Raw genomic sequence first — 23,313 nt, 5'->3', positions numbered from 1 at the left:
CTGTTCTTGTTCCTTAGACGATGAAAGGCAGGGCGACAGATTGATTATTGGATTCGTTCGACATGGCAATACAGAGTGGAATACATTAGGTAAAATTCAAGGTCAGACGGATATTCCGCTTAGCGAGCTTGGCGTAACTCAAGCGCAGGCATTAGCACAGCGGCTCTACGCTGATCATGAGCAATGGGATGCTATCATTTCCAGTGATCTGCAGCGTGCACACGAGACCGCAAGAATAATTGCTGGCAAGCTCGATATCCCCCATCTAGATAGTGATATACGGCTTCGTGAGCGGCGCTTCGGTGATATTGAAGGAACGACAGAGTCAGAGAGGCTGGAGAGATGGGGAGCGGATTGGCGCAATGCAGCTGCAGGGCAAGAGTCGGATGCGGATGTTCGATCACGTGGACTACTGTTTCTCGAGGATTGGCAAACACTTAGGTCAAGTGCAAGGCTGCTTGTTGTCACTCATGGTGGCTTCCTATCTCAAATGTTCTCTGAGCTTTGTTCCGGTCTGGAGAAGCAATATCTGAACAATATGTCCTATTCGATTCTTGAGCATGCGGATGGGCAGTGGAGTCCGCTTCTATATAATTGCTCACGACATCTAAGCGTATAGCAATCATGGATTCAGCTGAATGCTCTCGATACAGAGGAGCCTAACGACAGGTCAACATCGTTAGGCTCCTTTTTACTGTGCAGCAATGGACATATCTCTATGTAGGGCGGCTAATTTTTCAGCAGTTGGTTATAAAATCTGATTATTTTCCCATAATGGTACTAACTATTGCTGACGAATCAAATATCGAGCTTGCGAAGTGGTAATGCGGCAGCGCTGGAACTGCGGAAAGGAGAGATAACATGAATTTCTCGGATATGCTGGGTTACGCTGATATTCAGCAGCTCAGTCGAATTGCCTCCGTGTATCGGTGTGAGTGCAATGGGCACTCCAAAAATGATTTGATTCAGTCTATTCTCTCAACCGTAAGCCGAAACGATGTGTTTGAAGCGCAGATTAGCAGTATGAAATTGGAGGAAATGCGATTTCTTAATTCTCTCCTGTTCGAGAAAAGGGATTCGTTCAGTCTAGAGGAGCTAATCGCGAGGGTGCAGCAGAGTAAATTCGGAGAAATTCAGCCACAGGAGCAGCCTGAGCCGGAGAAGAAGCCGAAGCGTACAAGAAAGAAACAAGCGGCAATCGATCCTCCGAAGGAAGCTGGGCCGCGTGACATGATTGCAAGGTTCAAGCATCAAGGCTGGCTATTCAATGGATTTAGCGGCCCCAATCGCTACTTGTTCCAGGTTCCGAACGATCTGCGGACAAGATTCCGTGATACGCTGAAACGAAGGTTCGCAGCAGAGCTTCACTATACCGATGAACCGCATGTATATCGGGATGAGCAGCAGCTAATGCAGGATGATATTCATCAGCTGCTTCATTATGTCTATCATAACGAAGTTCAGCTGTCAGCGGACGGTTCCATGTACAAGCGGTTCAGTGGACAAATTCTGGAGAGGCTGGCGATTCGAGAGGAGCTTCCAGCTAAGGGTGAGTGGAGATTCGGCTACGGCAGACATTTTCACCATTATCCGAACCGTATGTCCTTGCTGTATGATTACTGCAGCTTTATGAAGTATTTCAGCGAGAGCAATATGATTCTAACGTTAACAGCAAGCGGGCAAGAGAGACTCATAGCTGGCAAATCACCTGCCGAGCTGGAACAGCTGTATAAGTTCTGGTTGAAGCTGTACAAAGGGCCTATCTCGAATCTATTGGCGCTTGTACACTGGATGAATGCTCTAGCTGAGCAGTGGGTAACTGTAGAGTCTCTCCGTAAAGTGTTGATTCCGCTCATCAAGCCCTTCTATTATGACACGGCTGACCGCATTCTCGAGCAGCGCATCATAGGCATGATGGTTCACCTTGGAATGCTCCGATTGGGCGAGCATCAAGAGCATGGGGCGGTTGTGCGGATGACGAAAGCGGGCAGAGCAGTCATTGCAGGGGTAAGCTTAGACGAGCATGACAGAATGTTTCTATGTTAAATGGTTCTATTGAATGGTCTTGCAATATAGGCAAAGACACATTAATGAGAATAGGGGCAATCGTACTAAACGGCAAGCAGGTTGCTGAATATGCTTAAGTAGGAGCCGGTTCGATTGTAACGAAGAGTACAAGATTACGAGCCTATACTCATTCTCTTGAATCACCTGCTAGAAGTCGCTCAGGGAATGGACAGATGCGATTAGCTTCAATGAAGAGGACGATGGACGCAGTGGGGGAAGCTGAAGAGATAGGATCTCTTAAACGCCGGTTGGAGGTGTATCCTATGGACAAAATGAAGGTTACGTATGAGGCAATGTTAGGTCTGGCTGCAGAAATGGTATTGGACGATGCTGTGCTTAAATTTCGCACCGATCAGATTTACAAAGCGATTGATCGCGCGCTTGCGGGCGGGGATGAGGATACTTTTTACCGCTTGGCCAAACAATTAAACCAAATGAAAAATTAGACTAACGCTAACGTTAATAAAAGCTTCCGTGAAGATGAGAAGGCTCTGAGCAGTCTTTTCATTGTTACGGAAGTTTTTTTGTTAAATAGCAATTGGCAATTAACGCAAATGAGGGTAACATAGAGTCGATGTGCTGAAACAATTATTAATTGGTGTTGAAGGAGACAAGCTTATGAAATTCAGTGATCTATCGGATAAACAATGGGAGGAGCTTCGTCCCTATCTAGATACTTGCCTGCTGCCAGTTACTGGCATGACCGGTCACGAGCAGCCCTTTGAAGCGACAGCTGCGTTAGAGAAGCTGAGAGACGTCATGGATCTCGTTGAAATACCGTTCAAGGGAAGAGTAGTTACCTATCCTGCTATGCATTATATCAGTGAGGAGACGAAGGCTGCGGTAGTTAATCAGCTATGTATGTCTTTGAGAGGGACAGGCTTTCGTTATGTCATAGTTGTCTCTCCAGTATTTGTTGAGGAGGATAGATATTCGGCAGCAGATCTTGTTCTATGTCCCGATCAAATGGGTGATAATCCTCTGTCTTCTGCTGTTTCACAAGCTGTGCAGACACTGTGGAAACCGATTGTCAATGAGTAAGTTCTGCCTCATTTGTATAAATAAATTAGTAATTGGGGAAAACAAATGCCAGACAAGGTCAAATGTGACAAATTAATTACAAATTTATGAACGACATTTCATAGGTAAACAAATCTCCAGCCATATTCTTGACGCTCCTAAGCACCTAGGCTATTATAAGTTATGTCCTAGTTCGTCATGTGTTTTTGCCGTGGGGCAAAACACGAGATATGGTTGGCAAAGGGGGTAGAACAGAAGATGAGTAACCACGAACATCAAGAAACCGCGCACCGACCGGTTCAGCGTAAAGAGATGTCACGGCGTCAATTTTTGTCGTATACGCTCGGCGGTACGACTGCATTTATGATGGGCGGCGCAGTATTGCCAATGGTTCGTTTTGCAGTAGACCCGCTGTTAGAAAAAAAGGGTGAAGGCACTTGGGTAAAAGTAGTTGAAGAGAACAAAATAACTGCTGAGCCGCAAGAATTCAAGTTCCAAATTCACCAGGTAGACGGGTGGTACATAAGCGATCCAGAGCTATCAGCTTGGATTTCCAAAGATGCAAACAACCAAATTTTTGCACTTTCGCCGGTATGTAAGCATTTGGGCTGTACAATCGGTTGGAACACGAAAGGCCTGAATGAATATGATTGTCCTTGTCATGACGCACGTTACACCAAAGACGGCAAGAACATCACGGTTGCACCGAATCCACTGGATGAATACGAAGTGAAGGTTGAAGATGGCTTTGTGTATTTGGGTCCAGTTAAAGCGAATTCACGAGTAGGCTAAGGAGGGCGTATTTCAGATGTTTAAAACGATATACAACTGGATTGATGAACGTCTTGATATTACGCCGCTATGGCGGGATGTCGCAGACCACGAAGTGCCAGAGCATGTTAACCCAGCTCATCACTTCTCCGCATTCGTCTATTGCTTCGGCGGATTGACGTTTTTTATTACCATTATTCAAATCTTGTCCGGTATGTTCCTGACCATGTACTATGTGCCGGATATTATTAATGCTTATGCAAGCGTTGACTATTTGAACCATAAGGTTGCATTTGGCGGCATCGTTCGCGGCATGCACCACTTTGGAGCGAGTCTAGTCATCGTTATGATGTTCTTACATACTTTGCGTGTATTCTTCACTGGGTCGTACAAGGCTCCACGTGAGATGAACTGGGTAGTAGGGATGCTGATTTTCTTCATTATGCTAGGACTCGGCTTCACTGGCTACCTGCTTCCTTGGGATAACAAAGCTTACTTCGCTACAAAAGTAGGCGTGCAGATCGCTGAATCCGTACCTTATATTGGACCGTATATTGGTAAATTCCTGTATGGCGGCGATATTGTAGGTGCGCAAACGTTGACTCGTTTCTTCGCGATTCACGTATTTTTCTTGCCAGGCGCGTTGATCGCTATGCTCGCGGCGCATTTCATTATGATCCGGAAGCAAGGGATCGCGGGACCACTTTAAGCGAAGGGAGGAATTACTGCTATGGCGCATGGTCATAAATCTAACGAGAAGGTCGTTTATGTCGGCGACTCCCGGGTTAAGAAGAGCAATCACCCGAATATTCCGCCTGACTATACTTCATTCCCTGGTAAATCGGAAGCGTTCATTCCGAACTTCTTGCTTAAGGAGTGGATGGTTGGTTGTGTTGTACTCGTCGGCTTCTTGGTGTGGACGATTGCAGAACCGGCTCCGCTTGGTTATCCAGCAGATCCATTGAACGCAGCATTCATTCCGATGCCAGACTGGTACTTCTTGTTCCTGTATCAATTCTTGAAATATCCATATGTATCACAAGAATATATTGTACTGGGTACGATAGGTATTCCAGGCGTTATGTTCGGAGCGTTAATGCTTGCACCGTTTCTTGATACAGGCAAAGAGCGTAGGTTCTATCGGAGGCCGATTGCTTCATCACTAATGCTTCTGTCATTAGTTTCAGTCGTCTACCTGACCGTTGTCTCATGGGATCACTACCAGCATCAGCTGGAGATCACGAATACGATTCCTGAGCATCATGTAAGGGAAGAGAAGGCTCGCGAAGCCATCGAGAAAGGTGAAGAGCCGCCTAATCCTATAAGCCAGCCTGAGACTGCATCTATCCCAATTGTCGATGCTAATGATCCTGCAATGGCTATTGTGCAAGCACAATGTATAGGATGTCATGCTACAGATTTGAAGGGCCAAGGAGACTTCCCGGCACTAACTGGCGTTGGGGATAAATATTCCAAAGAGGAATTGACCGATATTGTAACGAACGGTAGGGGTCAAATGCCAGCATTCGAGGGCAATCTGTCTACTGAAGAAATCGATCAATTAACGACTTGGCTGGCTAAACAAAAGGCACCTACTGAATAATTGAAACAGGCAGAAACCTGATCGCATAATGCGATCAGGTTTTTTTCCAAGAGAAGGGATCGAATGAATTTGACATTATCGTGGTTTTGGAGCCGCTCTTTCTTAATGAGTCGATTGATGCTGTGGGGATTGTTCATTATTAATTTCTTAGGTACGGTATATGGCTACATCTGGTACAACAATCAATTGACAGAGACGCTGGAAACCCAGCCACTATGGCAAATTGTATTTGTTCCTGACAGTCCTACAGCTAGTCTATTCTTCACCATCGTACTGCTGTATTTCCTGTTCCCGCCGCGCTCGGCTTCCAAATTCGTGAATGGCGCACGGATGATTATTGAAGGACTCGCCGTAGTAACTTCCGTTAAGTATGGAATTTGGGCTGTAGCCATGATCGTAGCTGGCGGAGCGCAAGGTGGCGAGCTGAACTGGCAGCATGCGATGCTGAGCGCTTCACATCTGGGGATGGCTCTTGAGGTACTGCTGTATGCCAGATTTATGAAGGCAGGCTGGCTGGCTGTCTTTATCGGAACGCTATGGCTGCTGCTCAACGATACGATTGATTACACATTCGGGATATTCCCATGGCTTGCCAAGGAGCTGATGGATGACCTGCCGGAGGTTGAGCTGTTTACTTATTGTTTATCTATCTTCAGCTTCATTGTGGGCTGGCTGGCACTTCGAGCGAGAAAACAGTTATAACTATGGACATCCCCTCATAGAATGCTCTATGGGGGGATGTCCATGAAGATACGAGTTGCCATACCATTCGTCTTATGTATCATCATGACGATCTGTTCGATTATTACGGTGCTTGCTTATTCGCCCAGTCAGGCGTTAAGTGCAAATAGTTCAGATCGTGAGCTGATGCGATTGGATGAAGCTGCCAATCAATTGTATAAGGCAGCATATACGAACAATCGCCAAGCAGGGTATAAATATGTCCAGCAAATAGATAAGCTGCTGCAGAATGAATATTTGCAGGATACGGGTCGATCGGCAGGCTGGGTATTGGTTCAAGATAGTGTCATGTCTATAGAGGCATCTCTAGAGAATGGGAGATTGCAGTCAGATTGGCTAACTGCAGCTGCAAGCATTCACTTGACTACCGATGCATTGCTCCGACCAGGAAATGCGTTATGGCTTCAGTACGAGAAAATCATGCTTGAGGATTTGCTGAGGATCAATAAGGCATGGAACAGGCAGACTGGAGATGGCGCGACTGCAGCCAGAGCAGCAATGAACAGCTTCACTGCCCATTTGTCCCGAATAGAAGCTGCTGCGGCTATGCAGCGTCCACAAGAGCGCATTGAGGAGCTCAACGAGCGAATCAGGTATACAAATGTATTGCTCGAAGCGGGGATGAAAGGACAGTCGAAGCAAGATTGGACTGATAACTCTATTGACGATCTGAGAGGGGCATTAACACGATTATTCTCAGATGGGGTCATCATGGAGGAAGAGCCTGTTATTGCACCACTTGTGACTGCTAATCCAATCAGCTGGACTTTTCTTATCGGAGCTATCATTATGGCTGTTCTCACTTACACAGGCTGGAGAAAGTACAAACAGGAGCCTTACGGAATCAAGCCGCTTTCTTAACGCTACGATCAATCTTCCTTGAAGCCTTCTCCGAGCACATCATGGACTTCGCTAATGACAATGAATGCCCGGGGGTCGATATTGCGTATAATCGTTTTGAGGCGGCGAATTTCCTGCCTCTGAATGACGCAGTATACGACCTCCTTCGCATGTCCAGAGAAAGCTCCCTTAGCTGGAATAAGTGTAACTCCGCGATCCAGCTCTTGCGTAATCAAGTCCGCAATAGCACTGCCATGCTCTGTTATAATAGAAAATGCTTTGGCAGAGTATGCTCCATCTTGAATGAAGTCAATTAATTTAGATGCGACAAACACAGTTACCAGTGTGTACAGCACCTTTTCAATAGGAATATAAAATAAGGATACACCGATAATGACAGCATCGAAGCTTAATATGACCTGACCCATGCTGAAGGTTTTTCGACCGGATATCATTCTGGCTATAATATCTACACCGCCAGTTGTGCCGCCGAAGCGGAAGACGATGCCCAGTCCCGTACCCAATGTAACACCAGCGTAGAGTGCGGCTAGTATGTAGTCTTGCGAGGTGTGGAAGGGGACGATCCAGCCTTTGCGAATGCTTTTCTCCAGTAGGGCAAGGAATAGGGAGAGCGAGACTACTCCAATGATCGTATAGGCCATTGCTTTGCTTCCGAGCTTCCGCCAGCCTATGAGAAAGAGTGGAATATTAAGCAGTAATGTCGACAGTGACAGCTGCCAGCCTACAGCATAATTAAGAAGGATGGCAATACCAGTTACTCCTCCTTCCATTAATTGATTCGGAATCACAAAGTAATGCAAGCCGAATGCATATATCGCAGTACCGATTAATATAGGGACAATCGTTTGTAATTGAATGGCAATCTTCCTCAGCATCATAAGACTCCTTTTTTAAGTTAGGCTTGCCTCCAGCACGATTGCTTAAACAGACGCTTCAAAAAACATTGTTTTCGTCGACTCTTTACGTTAACATATGAATTATTAGCGATATCTACCTACTCGGAAAGGGAACATTCATTATGTCGGAAAAATCGTTAGCTGACGTTCAGCGTGAAGTCGATGCTTATATTTCTCAATTCAAGGAAGGCTACTTCAGTCCGCTTGCTCTTATGGCAAGAATGAGTGAGGAAGTAGGTGAGCTAGCCCGCGAAGTGAATCACTTCTATGGGGAGAAGCCTAAGAAGGCTGATGAAGAAGATAACTCCATCGAGATGGAGCTTGGCGATATTTTATTTATTTTGTCCTGTTTTGCAAATTCGCTTGATATTGATTTGACTGAAGCCCACAATAAAGTGATGCATAAATTCAATACACGCGACGCTAATCGGTGGACGAAGAAAAACGCTGAACAGTAGAACACCCTCTTACATATGCTGTACCATCAACCTGTGTACAAGGAGGATGGGCAGATGGATGGTGAAAGCTGCGTTAAAAAAGCGTATAGCTACATCTTGAACAGTGATTTTGAACAAGCGATATACTGGTTCGAGCAAGCGATAGCTGCAGATCCAAACAATGCCAGCTATTATCACAAATGCGCAGTATCTTGCGCTAGAAGCGGCAAGTGGAGCAAAGCTCATCACTACGCTGAGCAAGCCGTTCTAATGGATTCAGAGCATTCCGAATATGAGTATTATCTCCACACTATAGAAGCTAAGCTGCTGGTCGCTTCAGCAGAACGGATGCTAGCGGCAGATCAGCCGGGCTATTCAGACGCACTGCCCTTGCTTCAGCAAGCAGCAGATCTGGACCCGCTGAGCTTTGAAGCATTTTTCTTAATGGCATTGGTGTACGCAGAGATTGGGCAGCTCGATGCTGCGTCTGTGAATGCGCGGGAAGCGGTCAGACTTGATCCGGGACATTCAGCCGCCCGCAGGCTGTTCGCAGATGTGAACCGCAAACGGCGAATGCTGCGGCACCGTATGTTAGGAAGACAAAGAAATAGGAAAAGGTGATAAGGATGGCAATCATTAAAGTAGCAGTTGTCGGAGCAAGTGGTCGAATGGGCCGTGAGGTTGTCAAAATGGTGCTGGAGGATGAGACGCTGGCGCTCGTCGCTGCCGTCGCCCCTTCAGCAGGTCCTGTTGATGCAGGCGTATTTGCTGGGAAATCAAACACAGGAGTTATTGTGAGCGCGACATTGGAAGAGGCGCTAAATGGAAGCGATGCGGATGTGCTCGTTGATTTCACGGTGCCTGCAGTAGCATACAGCAATACGAAGACAGCGATTGAATATGGCGTTCGCCCTATCATTGGGACAACGGGCTTCACTCCAGAGCAAATCGATGAGCTGGACAAGCTGTCTCAAGAGAAAGGACTAGGCGCTTTAATTGCACCGAACTTCTCAATTGGGGCTATTCTCATGATGAAATTCGCCGCCGAAGCGTCTAAATATATGCCTCATGTAGAGATTATTGAGTATCATGGCGACCAGAAGCTGGATGCCCCATCAGGAACCTCCATTAAGACGGCGGAGCTTATCTCTCAAGTACGTCAAGAGCTCCGTCAGGGTAATCCACATGAGGAAGAGACTATAGAAGGTGCTCGCGGCGGCTATTATAACGGCTTCCGGATACATAGTGTCAGATTGCCAGGTGTATTCGCTCAGCAAGAGGTTGTATTCGGCGGTTATGGGCAGACACTCAAAATTCGCCACGACTCCTATGATCGTGCTGGATATATGCCTGGCGTTAATGTGGCTATCAAAAAAATCATGACGTACTCGGGCTTGATTTACGGCTTTGAACATCTAATGGATTAATTACATTAAAGGGAGAGGTAACGCAGATGTTAAATATTGCATTCATCGCACATGACCGTAAAAAAGAAGAAATGGTTAATTTCGTAATCGCCTATGAGCATGTGTTCACGCCTCATCATTTATTCTCTACAGGTACTACAGGCACTCGAATAATGGAACAGACAAGCTTGTCCATTCATCGCTTCATGTCTGGTCCGCTCGGTGGAGATCAGCAGATCGGTGCGATGGTCGCACAGAACGAAATGGATCTCATCATCTTCCTACGTGATCCACTTATGGCACAGCCGCATGAACCGGATATTACGGCTTTGCTCCGTCTATGTGATGTACAAGGTATTCCTGTTGCAACGAATATAGCTTCTTCCGAACTTCTTGTAAAAGCGCTCGAGCGCGGAGATTTCGCATGGCGGGAGCTTGTTCATAAATATAAGCAAGGTGAACAGGCATGAGTGAAGCCTTAGATATTCTCATATTCGGAGCACATGCGGATGATGCGGAGATCGGAATGGGCGGTACAATTGCAAAGCATACAGCAGCAGGTAAGCGTGTAGGGATATGTGATCTAACACAAGCGGAAATGTCGTCTAACGGCACCGTGGAACTGAGGAAGCAGGAAGCTGCTGACGCTTCCTCGGTGCTTGGTTTATATTCCAGAACGAATCTCGGTCTGCCTGATCGAGGGCTTGAGAATAGCAAACCGCATATTGATGCTATCGTAGCTGAAATTCGGAGAAGCAGGCCTCGTATCGTGTTCGCGCCTTATTGGATTGATCGGCATCCTGACCATATTGCTTGCAGCAAGCTGGTTGAAGAGGCTGTATTCAATGCCAAGCTGCGAAGATACATGCCTGAGCTTCCTGCTGTTCAAGTAGAGCAGCTCATCTATTACTATATTAATGACGTGGACCAAGTATCGCTTGTTGTCGACGTATCCGAGTATTACGATCAGAAAACACAGTCACTGCTTGCGTACCGATCACAATTCCAAGTAACCAGCAGCAGTGAAGACCGTGTCGATACGCCTCTTACGGACCGTTATGTGGAGCGGGTACATGCAAGAGATGCTCTGCTTGGGCAAGCAAGAGGATGGAACTACGCAGAGGGCTTTGCTATTAAGCGGCCGCATGCGGTTGAACAATTTTGATTACACTATTATAGATAGACTAAATGTACAATGATGAAGAATAGAATATAGAACAGCATGCATAGCCCAGGGGGTGAAGCTATAATGACGCGTAAATTAAAAATAGGAATAACCTGTTATCCTACCCTAGGAGGCTCTGGTGTTGTTGCTACAGAGCTTGGGAAATTGTTGGCCGAGAAGGGTCATGAAATACATTTCATTACACATAGCATTCCATTTCGACTAGGTCATTTTCATAAAAACATTTTTTTTCATGAAGTCGAAGTTAACGATTATTATGTATTCAGATATCCGCCATATGACTTGTCATTAGCGAGCAAGATGGCACAGATTGCAAAGAGGGAAAAGCTGGATCTCCTTCATGTTCATTATGCTGTTCCGCATGCTGTATGTGCTTTTTTGGCGAAGCAAATGGTCGGAGATCATCTCAAGACGGTTACAACGCTTCATGGTACTGATATTACTGTCCTTGCTCAGGATGAGTCACTTAAAGATTTAATTCGATTGGCAATCAATCAAAGCGATGCAGCAACAGCTGTATCCAAGGATTTGATCAATGAAACCAGACAGCTGCTCGACATCACGAAGCCGATTGATCTGACTTATAACTTTGTAGACAAACGGGTTTATTACCCGAGAGATACAGCGTCTCTCAGAGCTGATTACGCAGAGCCCCATGAGAAGGTGCTCATGCATATTTCAAACTTCCGCCCGGTCAAACGTGTGGGGGATGTCATTGATATTTTTGAACAAGTATCAAGAAGGCTTCCTGCTAAGCTGCTGCTGGTCGGAGAAGGACCTGAGCTGTCCAAAATTCAATGTAAGATTAGGCAGATGGGACTTGAGGATCGCGTTCATTTCCTTGGTAAGCAAGAGGATGTAGCACAAGTTATCTCCCTCGCTGACCTATTGCTTCTGCCATCGGAGAAGGAGAGCTTCGGGCTTGTCGCATTAGAGGCGATGGCATGCGGCGTTCCGACCATTGGTTCGACTGCAGGGGGTATTCCTGAGCTCGTCATTCATGGCACAACAGGGTATTTATGTCCTATTGGTGATGTTGACGGAATGGCTGGCTATGCGACGCGTCTGCTTAAGGACGAGAAATTGCATCAGCAGTTCAGGGAAGCAAGTATTCACAGAGCAAGGAATGAATTCTGCAATGATGTAATAACGGCTCAATATGAGCAGATTTATTATAGAGTTCTAGGAATTGAAGCAGCCGTGCCTATACCTGTGTGCACGGATTAGATAATCAAATATAGTACGTATTGCTGGCATGCCAGAAGTGAGGAGGTTGTCGGTTCCATGACGAATCGCCTCGTTATGCCGGAGCTTATGAGGCAGGCGCTGCCCGTTCTGGAGCGTCTGCTCGAGCATGGATTTGAAGCTGTATTTGTTGGTGGCTGTGTAAGGGATGCTCTGATGGGACAGCCCATCCAAGATATCGACATTGCTACCTCGGCGAAACCCGAACAGGTGCTTGAGCTGTTCTCGCGCTGCATTCCGACAGGGGTGCAGCATGGCACGGTAACTGTTCTGCAAGATGGAGCCTCCTACGAGGTTACCACTTATCGGAAGGAATCTGCCTATGAGAAGCATCGGAGACCATCGAGTGTACAGTTTATATCTGAGCTGGACGGTGATCTTGAACGAAGAGATTTGACGATTAATGCTCTTGCTATGCGTGCAGATGGCGAGCTGTATGATCCATTCCGTGGTATTGCGGATATCCAGAATGGCATCATCAGATGTGTCGGCGATCCGGATGCACGGTTTCAAGAGGATGCTCTGCGAATGCTCCGAGCAATTCGCTTCTCCTCCCAATTCGGATTTCGAATTGCCCATCGGACGTGGAGAGCAATAATTCATCATCGTGAGCTGCTGGTACATATTGCAATGGAACGTGTTCTCACTGAGCTTGATAAGATGATGGGCGGCAGCAGACCCGAATCAGCGGTTCGGCTGTTGGCTTCAAGCGGCTTGCTGAACTGTACGGGAGCTAAGCTTCCTATTGTTCCTGTACTCCTAGCTCATTGTGACGCTGAGAGAAAACCGCTGCTGCCTTGGCTGAATCAGTTAGAGACAGCTGAGCTTCGCTGGATAGGTCTGTTCACGACGTCTGGTATTACCGTAGAAGATTGTGAGGATACTGCTAGAGCACTGAGAATGCCCAATGATCGCAGATTACAGCTTATCGCTGCTAGTAGCCTTCAGTTGGATATGCATATTCTGGATACCTCTGTGAATAAGACTCTGCATGCTGGATGGATTTCTCTTGTTCTTCGTTACGGCAAGGCAATGGCAGAACAGTGGCTGCAAGTCATAGCTAACAATCCTGCACACGCCTATCATAGCCTTGTCGAACAATTGGAAGAATGGGTTCAGCAGATGCCAGTGCACAATGTTAAGCAGCTGGCTGTGAATGGACGACAGTTGTCCGATTGCTTGCAGCGCAAGCCAGGCGCCTGGACGGGTGAACTGCTGCAGCGACTGCTGCTGGCTGTTGCGTTAAGAGAGCTGACTAATGAGCAGGAGCAGCTGTATAGGCAAGCTAGACTGTGGAATAACGAGGGCACTGACCATGAATAATATTGAGCTTCTAGAGCTGTTTGAAGGACATGCAGGACAATATGTCTCTGGCGAGCAGATCAGCCAACAGCTGAATGTAAGCAGAACGGCCGTATGGAAAAAGATTAAAAAGCTAGAAGCCGAAGGCTATCAATTCGAGGCATCTCGCAAGCTCGGCTATCGATTGCTGTCTGTTCCGGACAAGCTTCCGATAGACGAGATTATGGAGAAGCAGCAGTCCCATCAGTTCGGGAGATCGATCCGGTATTTCGAACAAGTAGAGTCTACGCAGGATATTGCGAAGAAATTAGCGGAGAAGGGCGCTCCTGAAGGAACGCTCGTTATAGCAGAGCAGCAGCTTAGCGGCCGCGGAAGAATGGGGAGAGGCTGGATCTCGCCGAAAGGGAAAGGCGTATGGATGAGCCTCATCATGAGGCCATCTGTGCCCGTTTATTTTGCGCCACAATTGACGCTACTCGCAGCCGTAGCCTTGTGCCGCAGCTTAAGGCGAATGACTTCCTTGCCAATTGGCATCAAATGGCCGAATGATCTATTAATTGAAGGAAAGAAAATAAGTGGAATTCTGCTGGAATCGATTGCCGAGGATGAGCGTCTATGCTATGTCATCGCTGGTATTGGCGTTAGTGTTAATCTAGAGGAAGCCGACTATCCCACAGAATTGCTGGAGCGTGCAACCTCCCTTCGTATAGCAGGGGAAGAGAAGTGGGACAGAGCAGACATCATTACGGATTTCTTGCAGGAATGGGAACAGCTGTATGTCATGTATCAAGAAAAAGGCTTCGCTCCTATTATAACCTTATGGGAGGCGTTGTCTGTCTCGCTTCATAAACCGGCTACCCTTACGACTCCGCAAGGTGTCATTGAAGGGGTTCCGATTGGGCTCGATCCAAGTGGTGCCATAACGGTGAAGAAGACAGACGGAAGTACTGTGGTTGTATTCTCAGCAGAAATGGGCGAGCCCGTGAACGGATAACGTTTACGGATCGCTATTTTTTTGCTACTATGAAGAAGAGCAGGCGGTATCCGTACGGAGCTGCACTGACGGTTGGTAAGCTGTAACGAAAGATTGACCATGCACACTCTGCTCTGAGCCGAAGGGACCGAGACAGAAGGAAGCAACCATTAAGCAATCGTTTCCTTTTTCGTTCGGGAACCTTTTTAGCAGCGGCTAAAAGGTTTTTTTGTGTTTATCCTAACAACTTAAAGGGGATGAGAGCATCATGAGGAAACGATTAACGATTACGAACTTGAAAAAAATGAAACAGGACAAGAATGCCATAACGATGCTGACGGCTTACGATTATCCGTCTGCTACACTTGCTGAAGAAGCTGGCATTGATGTTATTCTGGTGGGAGACTCACTTGGCAATGTCGTACTTGGTTACGATACGACTATTCCAGTCACTCTCGATGATATGATCTACCATTCACGAGCTGTTGCACGCGGTGCACGCAATACGTTCATCGTCGTGGATATGCCGTTCATGACTTATAATATTGGACGCGAAACGACTCTTCGCAACGCGGCAAGACTGATGCAGGAGGGCGGAGGCCAAGCTCTGAAGCTGGAAGGCGGAACTGAAATTACGGAAGATGTATCCGCATTAGTTAAGGCAGGCATTCCCGTCATGGGTCATATTGGATTAACGCCACAGTCTGTTCATCAGCTTGGCGGCTACAAGGTTCAAGGAAAGCTCGAGAAAGAGGCGCTCAAGCTGATGGAGGATGCCAAGGCTCTCGAGAAGGCTGGTGCCTTTGCCATCGTACTGGAGCTTGTGACAGAGCCGCTGGCTGAAGCGATCACACGCGAGCTCTCGATACCGACCATATCCATCGGAGCAGGCAGAGGCTGCGACGGACAAGTTCTGGTCTATCACGATCTTATTCAATACTCTTCTCCATATTTCGAGAAGCGCTTCGTCAAAACCTATGCAGATGTCGGTACCACCATTCGTGAAGCCATCAGCGCATATGTGGACGAAGTGAAATCAGGTACCTTCCCGGCTGAGCAGCACGTGTTCGGCGCGCTCCCAGAGGCTTCTGATGCGGTTAAGGAGCTGTATGGAGCGGGATCCTCAACTGATGAGAGCAAGAAGCAGCCAAGAGAGGAGGTTCGTTCAAGGTGATTGTATGTCGAACGATTAAGGAGCTCCATCAGGAGCTCTCTCATATACGGACAAGCTTACCGAGCCAATCCACAATCGGATTAGTGCCTACGATGGGCTTCCTGCATGAAGGTCATGCGAGCTTGATGCGACGCTCGGCTTCAGAAAACCATGCAACTGTCCTGTCGATATTTGTTAATCCGCTGCAATTCGGACCGAATGAAGATTTCGAGCGTTATCCGAGAAATGAAGAACGGGATTTGGAGCTTGCTGAGCAGAACGGAATTGATGTCGTGTTCATGCCAGAGGTCCAAGACATGTACCCCAATGCACCATTGACCACTGTAATAGTGAATCAAGTGACGGATCGTCTATGTGGTGCTTCAAGGCCGGGGCATTTCGATGGTGTAGGTACTGTAGTAAGTAAGCTGTTCCATTTGGTTCAGCCAGATTATGCCTATTTCGGAATGAAGGACGCTCAGCAAGTTGCTGTTATCGTGCAGATGACGGAGGATCTGAATTTCCCAGTAACCATTGTTCCATGTCCAATTGTTCGTGAGCCTGACGGACTTGCACTCAGCTCGCGCAATGTGTATTTGAGTGCTGAGCAGCGTCAGCAGGCAGTTGTCTTGTCGCGGTCACTCTCGCAGGCTAGAGAATGGGCTGCACAGCCTGGTGTGACCTCTGAGCAGGTCGTAGCTCAAGTCAAAGAAGCTATTGCTGAAGCAAGTCTGGCTGAGATCGATTACGTGGAATGGCTGAATTATCCAAGCTTGACGCCGCTTGATAACAATGAGTTGCTTCAACTCGAGTCGAACCGATATATTTTGGCGTTAGCCGTTAAATTTGGAACAACCAGGTTAATTGATAATGAACTATTCATTGGAGCTGAGGTGAATGACTGTGTATAGAACGATGATGAAATCCAAGCTGCACCGCGCTACTGTGACAGAAGCGAATCTTAATTATGTAGGCAGTATTACAATTGATGAGGATTTAATGGATGCAGCGAATATTTGGGAGAACGAGAAGGTACAAATCGTCAACAACAACAATGGCGCTCGGTTTGAGACTTATGTCATAACGGGGCAGCGCGGTTCTGGAGTAATATGCTTGAATGGAGCAGCTGCTCGTCAAGTTCAGCCTGGTGATCAAGTCATTATTATTTCTTATGCGAACATGACAGATGAAGAAGCAAGACAGCATAAGCCAATCGTGACGATATTAGACAGTGTGAATAAACCGCTCACTAGTCTGACGGAAGAAATCCATGCCACAATTTTGTAAGATGCAGCCTTATAGAAGTCCCTGTGTTATGTAACGACTGGTACCGAGTATGAAAAGACCCGCCTTAACAAAGAATGAGCATAACACTCCTAAATTCTTTGGTGAAGGCGGGATGCGGTATATGTTTCAACATATGTTTGCTGCCATGAACGAAATGCTTGAACATCTTATTGAAGCCTATCCGGAATCGGGTGGGGAACAGAAGCAGCAATATGAAGAACAGCTGATGATGCTCAAGAAGGTGAACGATTCATTAGTGGAGCAATGGATCGAGTTCGAGGAAAAGCTTAGTGATTTTGTTGAAATGCAGGGCACTTTGGATCTGTCCATGGATAAGCAGCAGCCTTCCGCTGCTGCTCTAATGAATGCAGGTGCCGCAGCAGCTGCTATGGCTGCGGCATCGGAATCATTAACCGCAACAACGGAAGCTGCAGCGCCGGAACAACCGGAAATCACCAAGCAGCCCTATAACAGTGAGCTGGATATGGTGCTTCCTTACGAACTGGCTGAAATGATTTCTAAAGGTCAAGGGTATTATAAGTTATTTATGTTCTCCCATGCAGCCTCCCAATTTCAGATGGCTGTCAGCAATTTGCCGGAATGCAATCTGGCTCGCCTGTATTTAGCGATGACTTTCATGCATCTTCAGAATTGGAGCGAAGCGCAACGACATTTTCAGCTATTAGTTGCTTTAACGGACTATCCGAAGTGGCGTGCTTTAGGCTATAATGCCCTTGGGTGCATTCAAGCGGTCTACATGAACTTGGAGCAAGCAGAGCAATTATTTATTCAAGCTTATGACACTTGCCCGAGCTTCAAGGACCCGTTAAACAACTTGAAATGTTGTAAAGAAACGCCGCAGCAATTGTCCTTATTTTTTGGTAGTACCGAGCTTTGCTGCTTGTGAAGGGATCGGTCGTTAATGAAATTTGCCGTATTAGATTTGGAAACGACGGGACATAGTGCAACTGATGAAATTCTTGAGGTTGGTCTCGTTATTCTTGATAATGATTTGGAGGTTGTACAAACGTTCAATACGTTTGTACAGCCTACTATTCCAATTCCAGCGTTTATAACTCAGCTAACTGGAATTGATGCCGCCATGGTAGCTGACGCTCCAGCGCTTGATGAAGTTCTGATGCAGCTCATTCCTCTGCTTGATGACGCTGTTCTAGTTGCCCATAATGTCAACTTCGATGCAGGCTTCTTGAATCAAGCGCTCGATCGCAGCGGCTATCATATGTTCGGTGGACGAAGGCTGGACACGATCGAATTATTGAAGGTGCTCTATCCATCCATTACGTCCTACCAGCTTGGAGCAGTATCCGAGCAATTCGGTATCACCCATGAACAGCATCATCGTGCTGACAGCGATGCGATGGCTACAGCCATTTTATTTGCTGAATCCGTACGCAAGCTCAGAAACCTGCCGCTGCTTACTTTGCAGCGGCTATCCTTTCTTATAGACAGCAGCAGCGATCTTAGCTGGTTCATAGGTCTAGCGCTGCAGCAGGCAGAGCAGCAGACGATGTTCGAGACGAATGATTATGAGTACTTTAATCAGTTCGCTTTGAAGGCTGGTGAATGGACTGAAGAACAGCCAGCACGAGCCGGTGCTGATGAACAGCCGCTAAGCGACTTTTCTTTTGAGCAATATTTGGATGCAATTAAACAGAAATTTATTGAGAAATTCCCAGGCTATGAGGAACGAGAAGCACAGACGACCATGTTCCATGAGGTATATGACTCTCTGAATAGTGGCCGTCATTTGTTGATTGAAGCGGGTACTGGAACAGGTAAATCTCTCGGTTATTTGATTCCCTCCCTTTATTATGGTGTCCGTGAGGAGAAGAAGATAGTCGTAAGCACGCATACGATTAATTTGCAGGAGCAGCTGCGTCATCGGGACGTGCCATTGCTCAAGGAATTGCTGCCTTTTGACTTCCGTGCTTCTATATTCAAGGGACGCGGCAATTATTTATGTCTACGAAAATTCGAGAATAAAATAAATACACGCGATTTGGCTTCTCCGTATGAGGATGCAATTACCGCTTCACAGATGGTGGTATGGCTAGGGGAGACAGAGACGGGTGATCAAGAAGAGCTTAATTTCAACAATAAAGGAACCGACTTCTGGTCTACAGTGGCTAGTGATGCGGACTCGTGTCTGAATAGGCAATGCCCATGGTTCAAGCGCTGCTATTATCATCGTGCCAAGCATGAGGCTAACATTGCAGATGTATGCATAACGAATCACTCGATGCTGTTCACTGATATTCGAGCGGATCATCGACTGCTTCCAGGCTATAATCATCTCATCATTGATGAAGCCCATCATATGGAGGAGGTAGCCAGCAAGCATCTGGGTATGCAGTTATCCTATTATTCCTTAATGAATGCTACGATGCGATTGTTCAAAGACAGCCGTTCCGGTCTGCTTCCCTCGCTCCGATTCAAGCTCCAGCAGGAGGGTGACGAGAGGGCAAATGCATGGGTGGAAACCATCGATACAGTAATACCCGTGTTCAATGAAGTTAAGGAGCACTGGGATAAATTATTCGAGATGTTCTACAGCTTCGTAGGCAATTCGTCGGACGTCAGCAATGATAATGGCCAAGCCGTCTGCCGCTTACGCAGTGATAATCTGCCAACAGGCTGGGATGACGCCATCACCGTTGAGGATAATGTACATGCAGAGCTAGGACGAGTTACACGTACAGTGGATAAAATGGTGTCTGATATAAAAGAGCGTCTGGATGATACGACTATTCAGGCGACTATTACGGATATTAATGGTGCTATTCGTGATTTAATGCGTGTGAAGGATGATTTGCGCACGTTCATGAAGATGGATCAAGCAACAGAAGTGCCTTGGATTGAAGCTACCACTGCTAATCGCTATAGATCCGTACATTTATATTCCGTACCGGTTGATGTAAGTAGTCAGCTGCAGCAATATTTCTTCGACGTGAAGGAGAGCATCATTCTAACGTCTGCCACTCTTTCTGTTCAGAAGTCGTTCCAATATGCCGAAGAGCAGCTTGGACTAACCGGATTTGAGCAGACGAACAGGCTGAAGACGGTACAGCTGCCTTCTCCATTCAATTATAGGGATCAAGCGCTCGTTATTATTCCGCGCAACTTCCCAACGCTTAAAGGCGCTGGAGGAGATCAGCAGTTCGTCTCGATGCTCGTCAGTTCATTAGCTTCTGCAGCGATGGAGACGAAAGGGCGCATGCTCGTGCTGTTCACCTCGTACCGGATGCTTAAGCAAGTGTATGAACCGCTCAAAGAAGCGTTAACTGGTTCTAGCATTCAAGTGCTGGGTCAAGGAATAGACAGTGGCAATCGAACGAAGCTCACCCGAAGGTTCACACAGCAGCCAGAGTCTGTATTGCTTGGAACAAGCAGCTTCTGGGAAGGTGTAGACATACCTGGAGACGCTTTAACATGCCTTGCAATTGTGAGGCTGCCGTTCCAGCCACCGAATCATCCGCTTGTTGAGGCGAAATCCGAAATGCTGCAGAAGCAGAAACAGAATCCTTTTATGAAATTATCTATACCACAAGCGGTTATTCGCTTCAAGCAAGGCTTCGGTAGACTCGTTCGGACCTCACAGGATAAAGGGATTGTCATTATCTATGATACGAGAGTAATAGAGACGTATTATGGCAAACACTTTTTGTATTCTCTGCCTGGACCAAAAATCGAGCATATGCATATTGAACAGATTGTGCCAAGAATGCGTGAGTGGCTTGCGGAAGGGAAGAATGAAGGCTGATGAAACAGACGAAGATTTCAGAGGCAGTCGTAAGACGGCTGCCTATTTACCTTCAAGTGCTCAATGAGCTGGATAATCGAGAAGTTCAAACCGTTTCCTCACAGGAGCTTGGGGTGAAGCTTGATCTTAACCCAGCTCAAATCCGTAAGGATTTAGCTTATTTCGGTGATTTCGGCCGCAAAGGAATTGGCTATGATGTGACTCATCTTATTGATAAGATTCGGCAAATATTAAAGCTCGATCGAGCGATTAATGTCGTACTCATCGGTGCTGGTAATTTAGGGCATGCCCTCTGTAATTACAATACTTATTCGAAAGATAATATGAAGATAGTTGCTGTCTTCGATGTTCACCCATCCAAAATTGGCACGAAGATCAATAACTTGACCGTTATGCCGATGGAGACGCTCAAGAAGACAGTAGCTGAATATGATATTCGTATCGGTATTATTACTGTACCTAGTCACGAAGCCCAGAATGTAGCGAACCAAATTGTCGAGGCCGGTGTAGAGGGTATTCTTAACTTCGCTCCGGCTATTCTACGAGTACCAGAAGAGGTTCGGGTTCATCATGCAGATTTCACAAGAGAGCTGTTAAGTCTAGCTTATTATTTGGAAAAAGGAAGGAACGATGAAAATGAGTCAGACTTGGATTGAGAATGGTTTATTCGTTACTATGGATGAGAAACAACCTGTTGTTCGTGGTCATATGGTTATTACCAATGATCGAATTACATACATTGGCGAAGCCCAGCCTGAGAATTTGGAACAATCAGTAGAGCGAGTCGATGGAAGCAAGCACGCTTACATGCCTGGCTTGATTAATACGCATGGACACGCCGCAATGACATTGCTGAGAGGGTACTCTGACGATCAGAATTTGCAGGTATGGCTGGAGCAGAAGATGTGGCCGATGGAAGGCAGATACATTGACAAAGATACAAGGGCTGGAAGCGCTCTTGCGATTGTAGAGATGTTGAAGTCAGGTACGACTACCTTTGTAGATATGTACGATCGAATGGATCAAGTAGCACTTATGGTGGAGCAGTCAGGTATCAGAGGATGTTTGACAAGAGGAGTAATCGGCCTGTGCTCAGAAGCTGAGCAGCAGTCGAAGCTCACTGAAGCCATTGCTTTTGCACGTGATTGGAATGGCAAGGCAGATGGTCGAATCACAACGATGATATCACCACATGCTCCGTATACCTGCCCTCCGGATTATATAGAGAAATTCGTTCAAGCGGCTCATGATTATGATCTTCCGGTTCATACCCATATGTCAGAAACAATGGCAGAAGTGGAGCAAAATGTTCGGGATTACGGCGTACGTCCAGTTGAGCATCTGGATCGCCTCGGACTCTTCTCACGTCCTGCGCTAGTTGCACATGCTGTACACTTGAATGATGAGGAAATCGCTCTGCTTGCTGATCGGAAGGTAGCTGTATCGCATAATCCGGTTAGCAATCTGAAGCTTGCAAGTGGAATTGCACGTGTACCTGATTTGTTGAAGGCAGGAGTGACAGTCTCGCTTGGTACAGACAGTGCAGCGAGCAACAATAACTTGGATTTGTTCAAGGAAATTAAGTTTGCGGCACTTCTTCATAAAGGCGTATCAGGCGATCCTACGGTTGTTCCTGCTATGGAAGCGTTGCGCATGGGCACCTTGTATGGAGCTCGCTCAATCTGGCAAGAAGGCTCCATAGGTCAGCTCATTGTTGGGATGAAGGCTGATTTCATTGCTCTAGATATTGAACAGCCGCATTATTATCCGCAGACTGATCTCGTATCCCACCTCGTATATTCGGGTTCAGGCCGCGATGTTACGGATGTATGGGTTGATGGTAAGCAGGTTGTCAGCAAGGGGCAATGCACGCTTCTGGATGAAGAACAAATCCGGTATGAGGCAGCAGCAAGCTTCGACCGTCTGCTGAAGGGCTAGCTGTTATGCGGGTAAGCACTAGAAAGCGTAAGGCCTTCATGACTCCTGGCCGAACTCTTGCCGTTGTTGGCGTTCTATTGGCAGCTCTTGCTGCGGGTATGCTTATATATTACAATACCGTACAAAATCCATTCTGGATGACGGAGAAGACCATCAAATCTCAAGCCATTGAAGCTGCTGGGCTTACGTCAGTTACTGCGATTACCAAGCATGTATGGGATAAGCAGACCTGGGTTGTTGAGGGTGAGGATGAGGCGGGAGAAGAGGTCTTCGTCTTCGTCACTCCTCCGGTAACTCAAGCTGATGAGGCAGGAGAAGAAGAAATAATAACGCAAGGAACCGAGCTGATTGTGAAATCTTCTGAAGCGGTAAGAAAGGCGGATGTGCGGGCAGCATTCCGCCAAGCCAAACCAGATTTGATCATAAAGCGAGTTCAGCCTGGCGTAATGAATGGACAGCTCGTATGGGAAGTATTCTATATGAGTGATGAGAATGTAGATAAATATTATTATGATTTCTACAGCTTCCGTGACGGTACGCTGCTTAATGAATACCGTCTGCCTGCCAGCTCTGCTGGATAATCACGATTGCTTCCTATTTTTACACCCTCTTCTGTCTATTATAATGTGATATACTTTCGTATAGC

Annotated in this window: 26 protein-coding genes; 25 read left to right on the top strand and 1 reads right to left on the bottom strand. The window is 46.7% G+C overall.

The features are described 5' to 3' along the window. Positions 1–40: 40 nt before the first annotated feature. The 9 genes from AC6ESP_RS05650 to AC6ESP_RS05610 all read left to right on the top strand — a co-directional run bounded on the left by AC6ESP_RS05650 (position 41) and on the right by AC6ESP_RS05610 (position 7,063). On the top strand, positions 41–619 hold the full coding sequence (locus AC6ESP_RS05650; RefSeq protein WP_497095713.1) for a histidine phosphatase family protein: 579 nt from the start codon (positions 41–43) through the stop codon (positions 617–619). Positions 620–861: 242 nt separating this feature from the next. Next, positions 862–2,046, top strand: a complete 1,185-nt coding sequence (locus tag AC6ESP_RS05645; RefSeq protein ID WP_497095712.1) for a hypothetical protein — start codon at positions 862–864, stop codon at positions 2,044–2,046. A gap of 284 nt (positions 2,047–2,330) precedes the next feature. Further along, positions 2,331–2,513 carry an IDEAL domain-containing protein gene (locus AC6ESP_RS05640; protein WP_497095711.1) on the top strand — a complete coding sequence of 61 codons (183 nt, stop codon included), beginning with the start codon at positions 2,331–2,333 and terminating at the stop codon, positions 2,511–2,513. A gap of 172 nt (positions 2,514–2,685) precedes the next feature. Further along, positions 2,686–3,108, top strand: a complete 423-nt coding sequence (locus AC6ESP_RS05635; protein WP_497095710.1) for a DUF2487 family protein — start codon at positions 2,686–2,688, stop codon at positions 3,106–3,108. 237 nt (positions 3,109–3,345) lie between these two features. Next, positions 3,346–3,879 (top strand): Rieske 2Fe-2S domain-containing protein, encoded by a 534-nt coding sequence (locus AC6ESP_RS05630; RefSeq protein ID WP_497095709.1) that lies wholly within the window; start codon positions 3,346–3,348, stop codon positions 3,877–3,879. Positions 3,880–3,895: 16 nt separating this feature from the next. Beyond that, complete coding sequence (qcrB, locus tag AC6ESP_RS05625; protein WP_497095708.1) at positions 3,896–4,567, top strand: menaquinol-cytochrome c reductase cytochrome b subunit; 672 nt, start codon at positions 3,896–3,898, stop codon at positions 4,565–4,567. 21 nt (positions 4,568–4,588) lie between these two features. Continuing rightward, positions 4,589–5,461 (top strand): c-type cytochrome, encoded by an 873-nt coding sequence (locus tag AC6ESP_RS05620; protein WP_497095707.1) that lies wholly within the window; start codon positions 4,589–4,591, stop codon positions 5,459–5,461. 69 nt (positions 5,462–5,530) lie between these two features. Next, complete coding sequence (locus AC6ESP_RS05615; RefSeq protein WP_497095879.1) at positions 5,531–6,163, top strand: DUF1405 domain-containing protein; 633 nt, start codon at positions 5,531–5,533, stop codon at positions 6,161–6,163. A gap of 42 nt (positions 6,164–6,205) precedes the next feature. Next, a complete protein-coding gene (locus AC6ESP_RS05610) occupies positions 6,206–7,063 on the top strand; it encodes a sporulation protein YpjB (RefSeq protein ID WP_497095706.1) in 858 nt (285 codons plus the stop codon). A gap of 8 nt (positions 7,064–7,071) precedes the next feature. On the opposite strand, the gene AC6ESP_RS05605 is transcribed toward AC6ESP_RS05610, so the two are convergent. Then, positions 7,072–7,941, bottom strand: coding sequence for a YitT family protein (locus AC6ESP_RS05605; protein WP_497095705.1), 870 nt, complete (start codon positions 7,939–7,941; stop codon positions 7,072–7,074). A gap of 140 nt (positions 7,942–8,081) precedes the next feature. Here AC6ESP_RS05605 and AC6ESP_RS05600 point away from each other — a divergent pair, with 140 nt between their 5' ends. The 16 genes from AC6ESP_RS05600 to AC6ESP_RS05525 all read left to right on the top strand — a co-directional run bounded on the left by AC6ESP_RS05600 (position 8,082) and on the right by AC6ESP_RS05525 (position 23,248). Then, positions 8,082–8,417, top strand: coding sequence for a nucleotide pyrophosphohydrolase (locus tag AC6ESP_RS05600; protein WP_497095704.1), 336 nt, complete (start codon positions 8,082–8,084; stop codon positions 8,415–8,417). A 54-nt stretch (positions 8,418–8,471) separates the two neighbouring features. Further along, positions 8,472–9,017 (top strand): tetratricopeptide repeat protein, encoded by a 546-nt coding sequence (locus tag AC6ESP_RS05595; RefSeq protein WP_497095703.1) that lies wholly within the window; start codon positions 8,472–8,474, stop codon positions 9,015–9,017. Positions 9,018–9,022: 5 nt separating this feature from the next. After that, positions 9,023–9,823 carry a 4-hydroxy-tetrahydrodipicolinate reductase gene (gene dapB / locus AC6ESP_RS05590; protein ID WP_497095702.1) on the top strand — a complete coding sequence of 267 codons (801 nt, stop codon included), beginning with the start codon at positions 9,023–9,025 and terminating at the stop codon, positions 9,821–9,823. Positions 9,824–9,849: 26 nt separating this feature from the next. Next, positions 9,850–10,272: a methylglyoxal synthase gene (locus tag AC6ESP_RS05585; RefSeq protein WP_497095701.1), complete on the top strand. Its 423-nt coding sequence runs from the start codon at positions 9,850–9,852 to the stop codon at positions 10,270–10,272. Then, complete coding sequence (bshB1, locus tag AC6ESP_RS05580; protein WP_497095700.1) at positions 10,269–10,967, top strand: bacillithiol biosynthesis deacetylase BshB1; 699 nt, start codon at positions 10,269–10,271, stop codon at positions 10,965–10,967. The genes AC6ESP_RS05585 and bshB1 overlap by 4 nt, the downstream gene beginning before the upstream one ends. A gap of 84 nt (positions 10,968–11,051) precedes the next feature. Continuing rightward, positions 11,052–12,215 carry an N-acetyl-alpha-D-glucosaminyl L-malate synthase BshA gene (gene bshA / locus AC6ESP_RS05575; protein WP_497095699.1) on the top strand — a complete coding sequence of 388 codons (1,164 nt, stop codon included), beginning with the start codon at positions 11,052–11,054 and terminating at the stop codon, positions 12,213–12,215. 57 nt (positions 12,216–12,272) lie between these two features. After that, entirely contained in the window at positions 12,273–13,556 is a 1,284-nt protein-coding gene (locus AC6ESP_RS05570; protein WP_497095698.1) for a CCA tRNA nucleotidyltransferase, read from the top strand. After that, positions 13,549–14,529 carry a biotin--[acetyl-CoA-carboxylase] ligase gene (locus AC6ESP_RS05565; RefSeq protein ID WP_497095697.1) on the top strand — a complete coding sequence of 327 codons (981 nt, stop codon included), beginning with the start codon at positions 13,549–13,551 and terminating at the stop codon, positions 14,527–14,529. The genes AC6ESP_RS05570 and AC6ESP_RS05565 overlap by 8 nt, the downstream gene beginning before the upstream one ends. Before the next feature lie 247 nt (positions 14,530–14,776). After that, the gene (gene panB / locus AC6ESP_RS05560) at positions 14,777–15,682 is read left to right on the top strand and encodes a 3-methyl-2-oxobutanoate hydroxymethyltransferase (protein WP_497095696.1); all 906 of its coding nucleotides are present in this window, start codon (positions 14,777–14,779) and stop codon (positions 15,680–15,682) included. Further along, positions 15,679–16,572 (top strand): pantoate--beta-alanine ligase, encoded by an 894-nt coding sequence (gene panC, locus AC6ESP_RS05555; protein WP_497095695.1) that lies wholly within the window; start codon positions 15,679–15,681, stop codon positions 16,570–16,572. The genes panB and panC overlap by 4 nt, the downstream gene beginning before the upstream one ends. Beyond that, positions 16,565–16,948 (top strand): aspartate 1-decarboxylase, encoded by a 384-nt coding sequence (gene panD, locus AC6ESP_RS05550; protein ID WP_497095878.1) that lies wholly within the window; start codon positions 16,565–16,567, stop codon positions 16,946–16,948. Before panC ends, panD begins: the two co-directional genes overlap by 8 nt. 121 nt (positions 16,949–17,069) lie before the next feature. After that, positions 17,070–17,855, top strand: a complete 786-nt coding sequence (locus tag AC6ESP_RS05545) for a hypothetical protein (RefSeq protein ID WP_497095694.1) — start codon at positions 17,070–17,072, stop codon at positions 17,853–17,855. Between the two features lie 15 nt (positions 17,856–17,870). Beyond that, positions 17,871–20,729, top strand: coding sequence for an ATP-dependent DNA helicase DinG (dinG, locus tag AC6ESP_RS05540; RefSeq protein WP_497095693.1), 2,859 nt, complete (start codon positions 17,871–17,873; stop codon positions 20,727–20,729). Beyond that, on the top strand, positions 20,729–21,385 hold the full coding sequence (locus AC6ESP_RS05535; protein ID WP_497095692.1) for a redox-sensing transcriptional repressor Rex: 657 nt from the start codon (positions 20,729–20,731) through the stop codon (positions 21,383–21,385). The genes dinG and AC6ESP_RS05535 overlap by 1 nt, the downstream gene beginning before the upstream one ends. Next, positions 21,360–22,667, top strand: a complete 1,308-nt coding sequence (locus AC6ESP_RS05530) for an amidohydrolase (RefSeq protein WP_497095691.1) — start codon at positions 21,360–21,362, stop codon at positions 22,665–22,667. The genes AC6ESP_RS05535 and AC6ESP_RS05530 overlap by 26 nt, the downstream gene beginning before the upstream one ends. 5 nt (positions 22,668–22,672) lie before the next feature. Beyond that, positions 22,673–23,248 carry a cell wall elongation regulator TseB-like domain-containing protein gene (locus tag AC6ESP_RS05525; RefSeq protein WP_497095690.1) on the top strand — a complete coding sequence of 192 codons (576 nt, stop codon included), beginning with the start codon at positions 22,673–22,675 and terminating at the stop codon, positions 23,246–23,248. The last annotated feature ends 65 nt before the right edge of the window (positions 23,249–23,313 follow it).

The sequence above is a fragment of the Paenibacillus xinjiangensis genome (assembly GCF_059686975.1).
This window is presented reverse-complemented; position numbering and strand designations above follow the sequence as displayed.

Excerpts from the sequence above, each read along its gene's own strand:
- dapB (WP_497095702.1), top strand. The coding sequence starts at position 9,023 with ATGGCAATCATTAAAGTAGCAGTTGTCGGAGCAAGTGGTCGAATGGGC.
- bshA (WP_497095699.1), top strand. The coding sequence starts at position 11,052 with ATGACGCGTAAATTAAAAATAGGAATAACCTGTTATCCTACCCTAGGA.
- AC6ESP_RS05630 (WP_497095709.1), top strand. The coding sequence starts at position 3,346 with ATGAGTAACCACGAACATCAAGAAACCGCGCACCGACCGGTTCAGCGT.
- AC6ESP_RS05645 (WP_497095712.1), top strand. The coding sequence starts at position 862 with ATGAATTTCTCGGATATGCTGGGTTACGCTGATATTCAGCAGCTCAGT.
- AC6ESP_RS05600 (WP_497095704.1), top strand. The coding sequence starts at position 8,082 with ATGTCGGAAAAATCGTTAGCTGACGTTCAGCGTGAAGTCGATGCTTAT.
- AC6ESP_RS05640 (WP_497095711.1), top strand. The coding sequence starts at position 2,331 with ATGGACAAAATGAAGGTTACGTATGAGGCAATGTTAGGTCTGGCTGCA.
- AC6ESP_RS05595 (WP_497095703.1), top strand. The coding sequence starts at position 8,472 with ATGGATGGTGAAAGCTGCGTTAAAAAAGCGTATAGCTACATCTTGAAC.
- AC6ESP_RS05530 (WP_497095691.1), top strand. The coding sequence starts at position 21,360 with ATGAAAATGAGTCAGACTTGGATTGAGAATGGTTTATTCGTTACTATG.
- AC6ESP_RS05585 (WP_497095701.1), top strand. The coding sequence starts at position 9,850 with ATGTTAAATATTGCATTCATCGCACATGACCGTAAAAAAGAAGAAATG.
- AC6ESP_RS05545 (WP_497095694.1), top strand. The coding sequence starts at position 17,070 with ATGTTTCAACATATGTTTGCTGCCATGAACGAAATGCTTGAACATCTT.
- AC6ESP_RS05565 (WP_497095697.1), top strand. The coding sequence starts at position 13,549 with ATGAATAATATTGAGCTTCTAGAGCTGTTTGAAGGACATGCAGGACAA.
- panB (WP_497095696.1), top strand. The coding sequence starts at position 14,777 with ATGAGGAAACGATTAACGATTACGAACTTGAAAAAAATGAAACAGGAC.
- dinG (WP_497095693.1), top strand. The coding sequence starts at position 17,871 with ATGAAATTTGCCGTATTAGATTTGGAAACGACGGGACATAGTGCAACT.
- AC6ESP_RS05610 (WP_497095706.1), top strand. The coding sequence starts at position 6,206 with ATGAAGATACGAGTTGCCATACCATTCGTCTTATGTATCATCATGACG.
- qcrB (WP_497095708.1), top strand. The coding sequence starts at position 3,896 with ATGTTTAAAACGATATACAACTGGATTGATGAACGTCTTGATATTACG.
- AC6ESP_RS05620 (WP_497095707.1), top strand. The coding sequence starts at position 4,589 with ATGGCGCATGGTCATAAATCTAACGAGAAGGTCGTTTATGTCGGCGAC.
- AC6ESP_RS05605 (WP_497095705.1), bottom strand. The coding sequence starts at position 7,941 with ATGATGCTGAGGAAGATTGCCATTCAATTACAAACGATTGTCCCTATA.
- AC6ESP_RS05535 (WP_497095692.1), top strand. The coding sequence starts at position 20,729 with ATGAAACAGACGAAGATTTCAGAGGCAGTCGTAAGACGGCTGCCTATT.
- bshB1 (WP_497095700.1), top strand. The coding sequence starts at position 10,269 with ATGAGTGAAGCCTTAGATATTCTCATATTCGGAGCACATGCGGATGAT.
- AC6ESP_RS05635 (WP_497095710.1), top strand. The coding sequence starts at position 2,686 with ATGAAATTCAGTGATCTATCGGATAAACAATGGGAGGAGCTTCGTCCC.
- AC6ESP_RS05570 (WP_497095698.1), top strand. The coding sequence starts at position 12,273 with ATGACGAATCGCCTCGTTATGCCGGAGCTTATGAGGCAGGCGCTGCCC.
- AC6ESP_RS05525 (WP_497095690.1), top strand. The coding sequence starts at position 22,673 with ATGCGGGTAAGCACTAGAAAGCGTAAGGCCTTCATGACTCCTGGCCGA.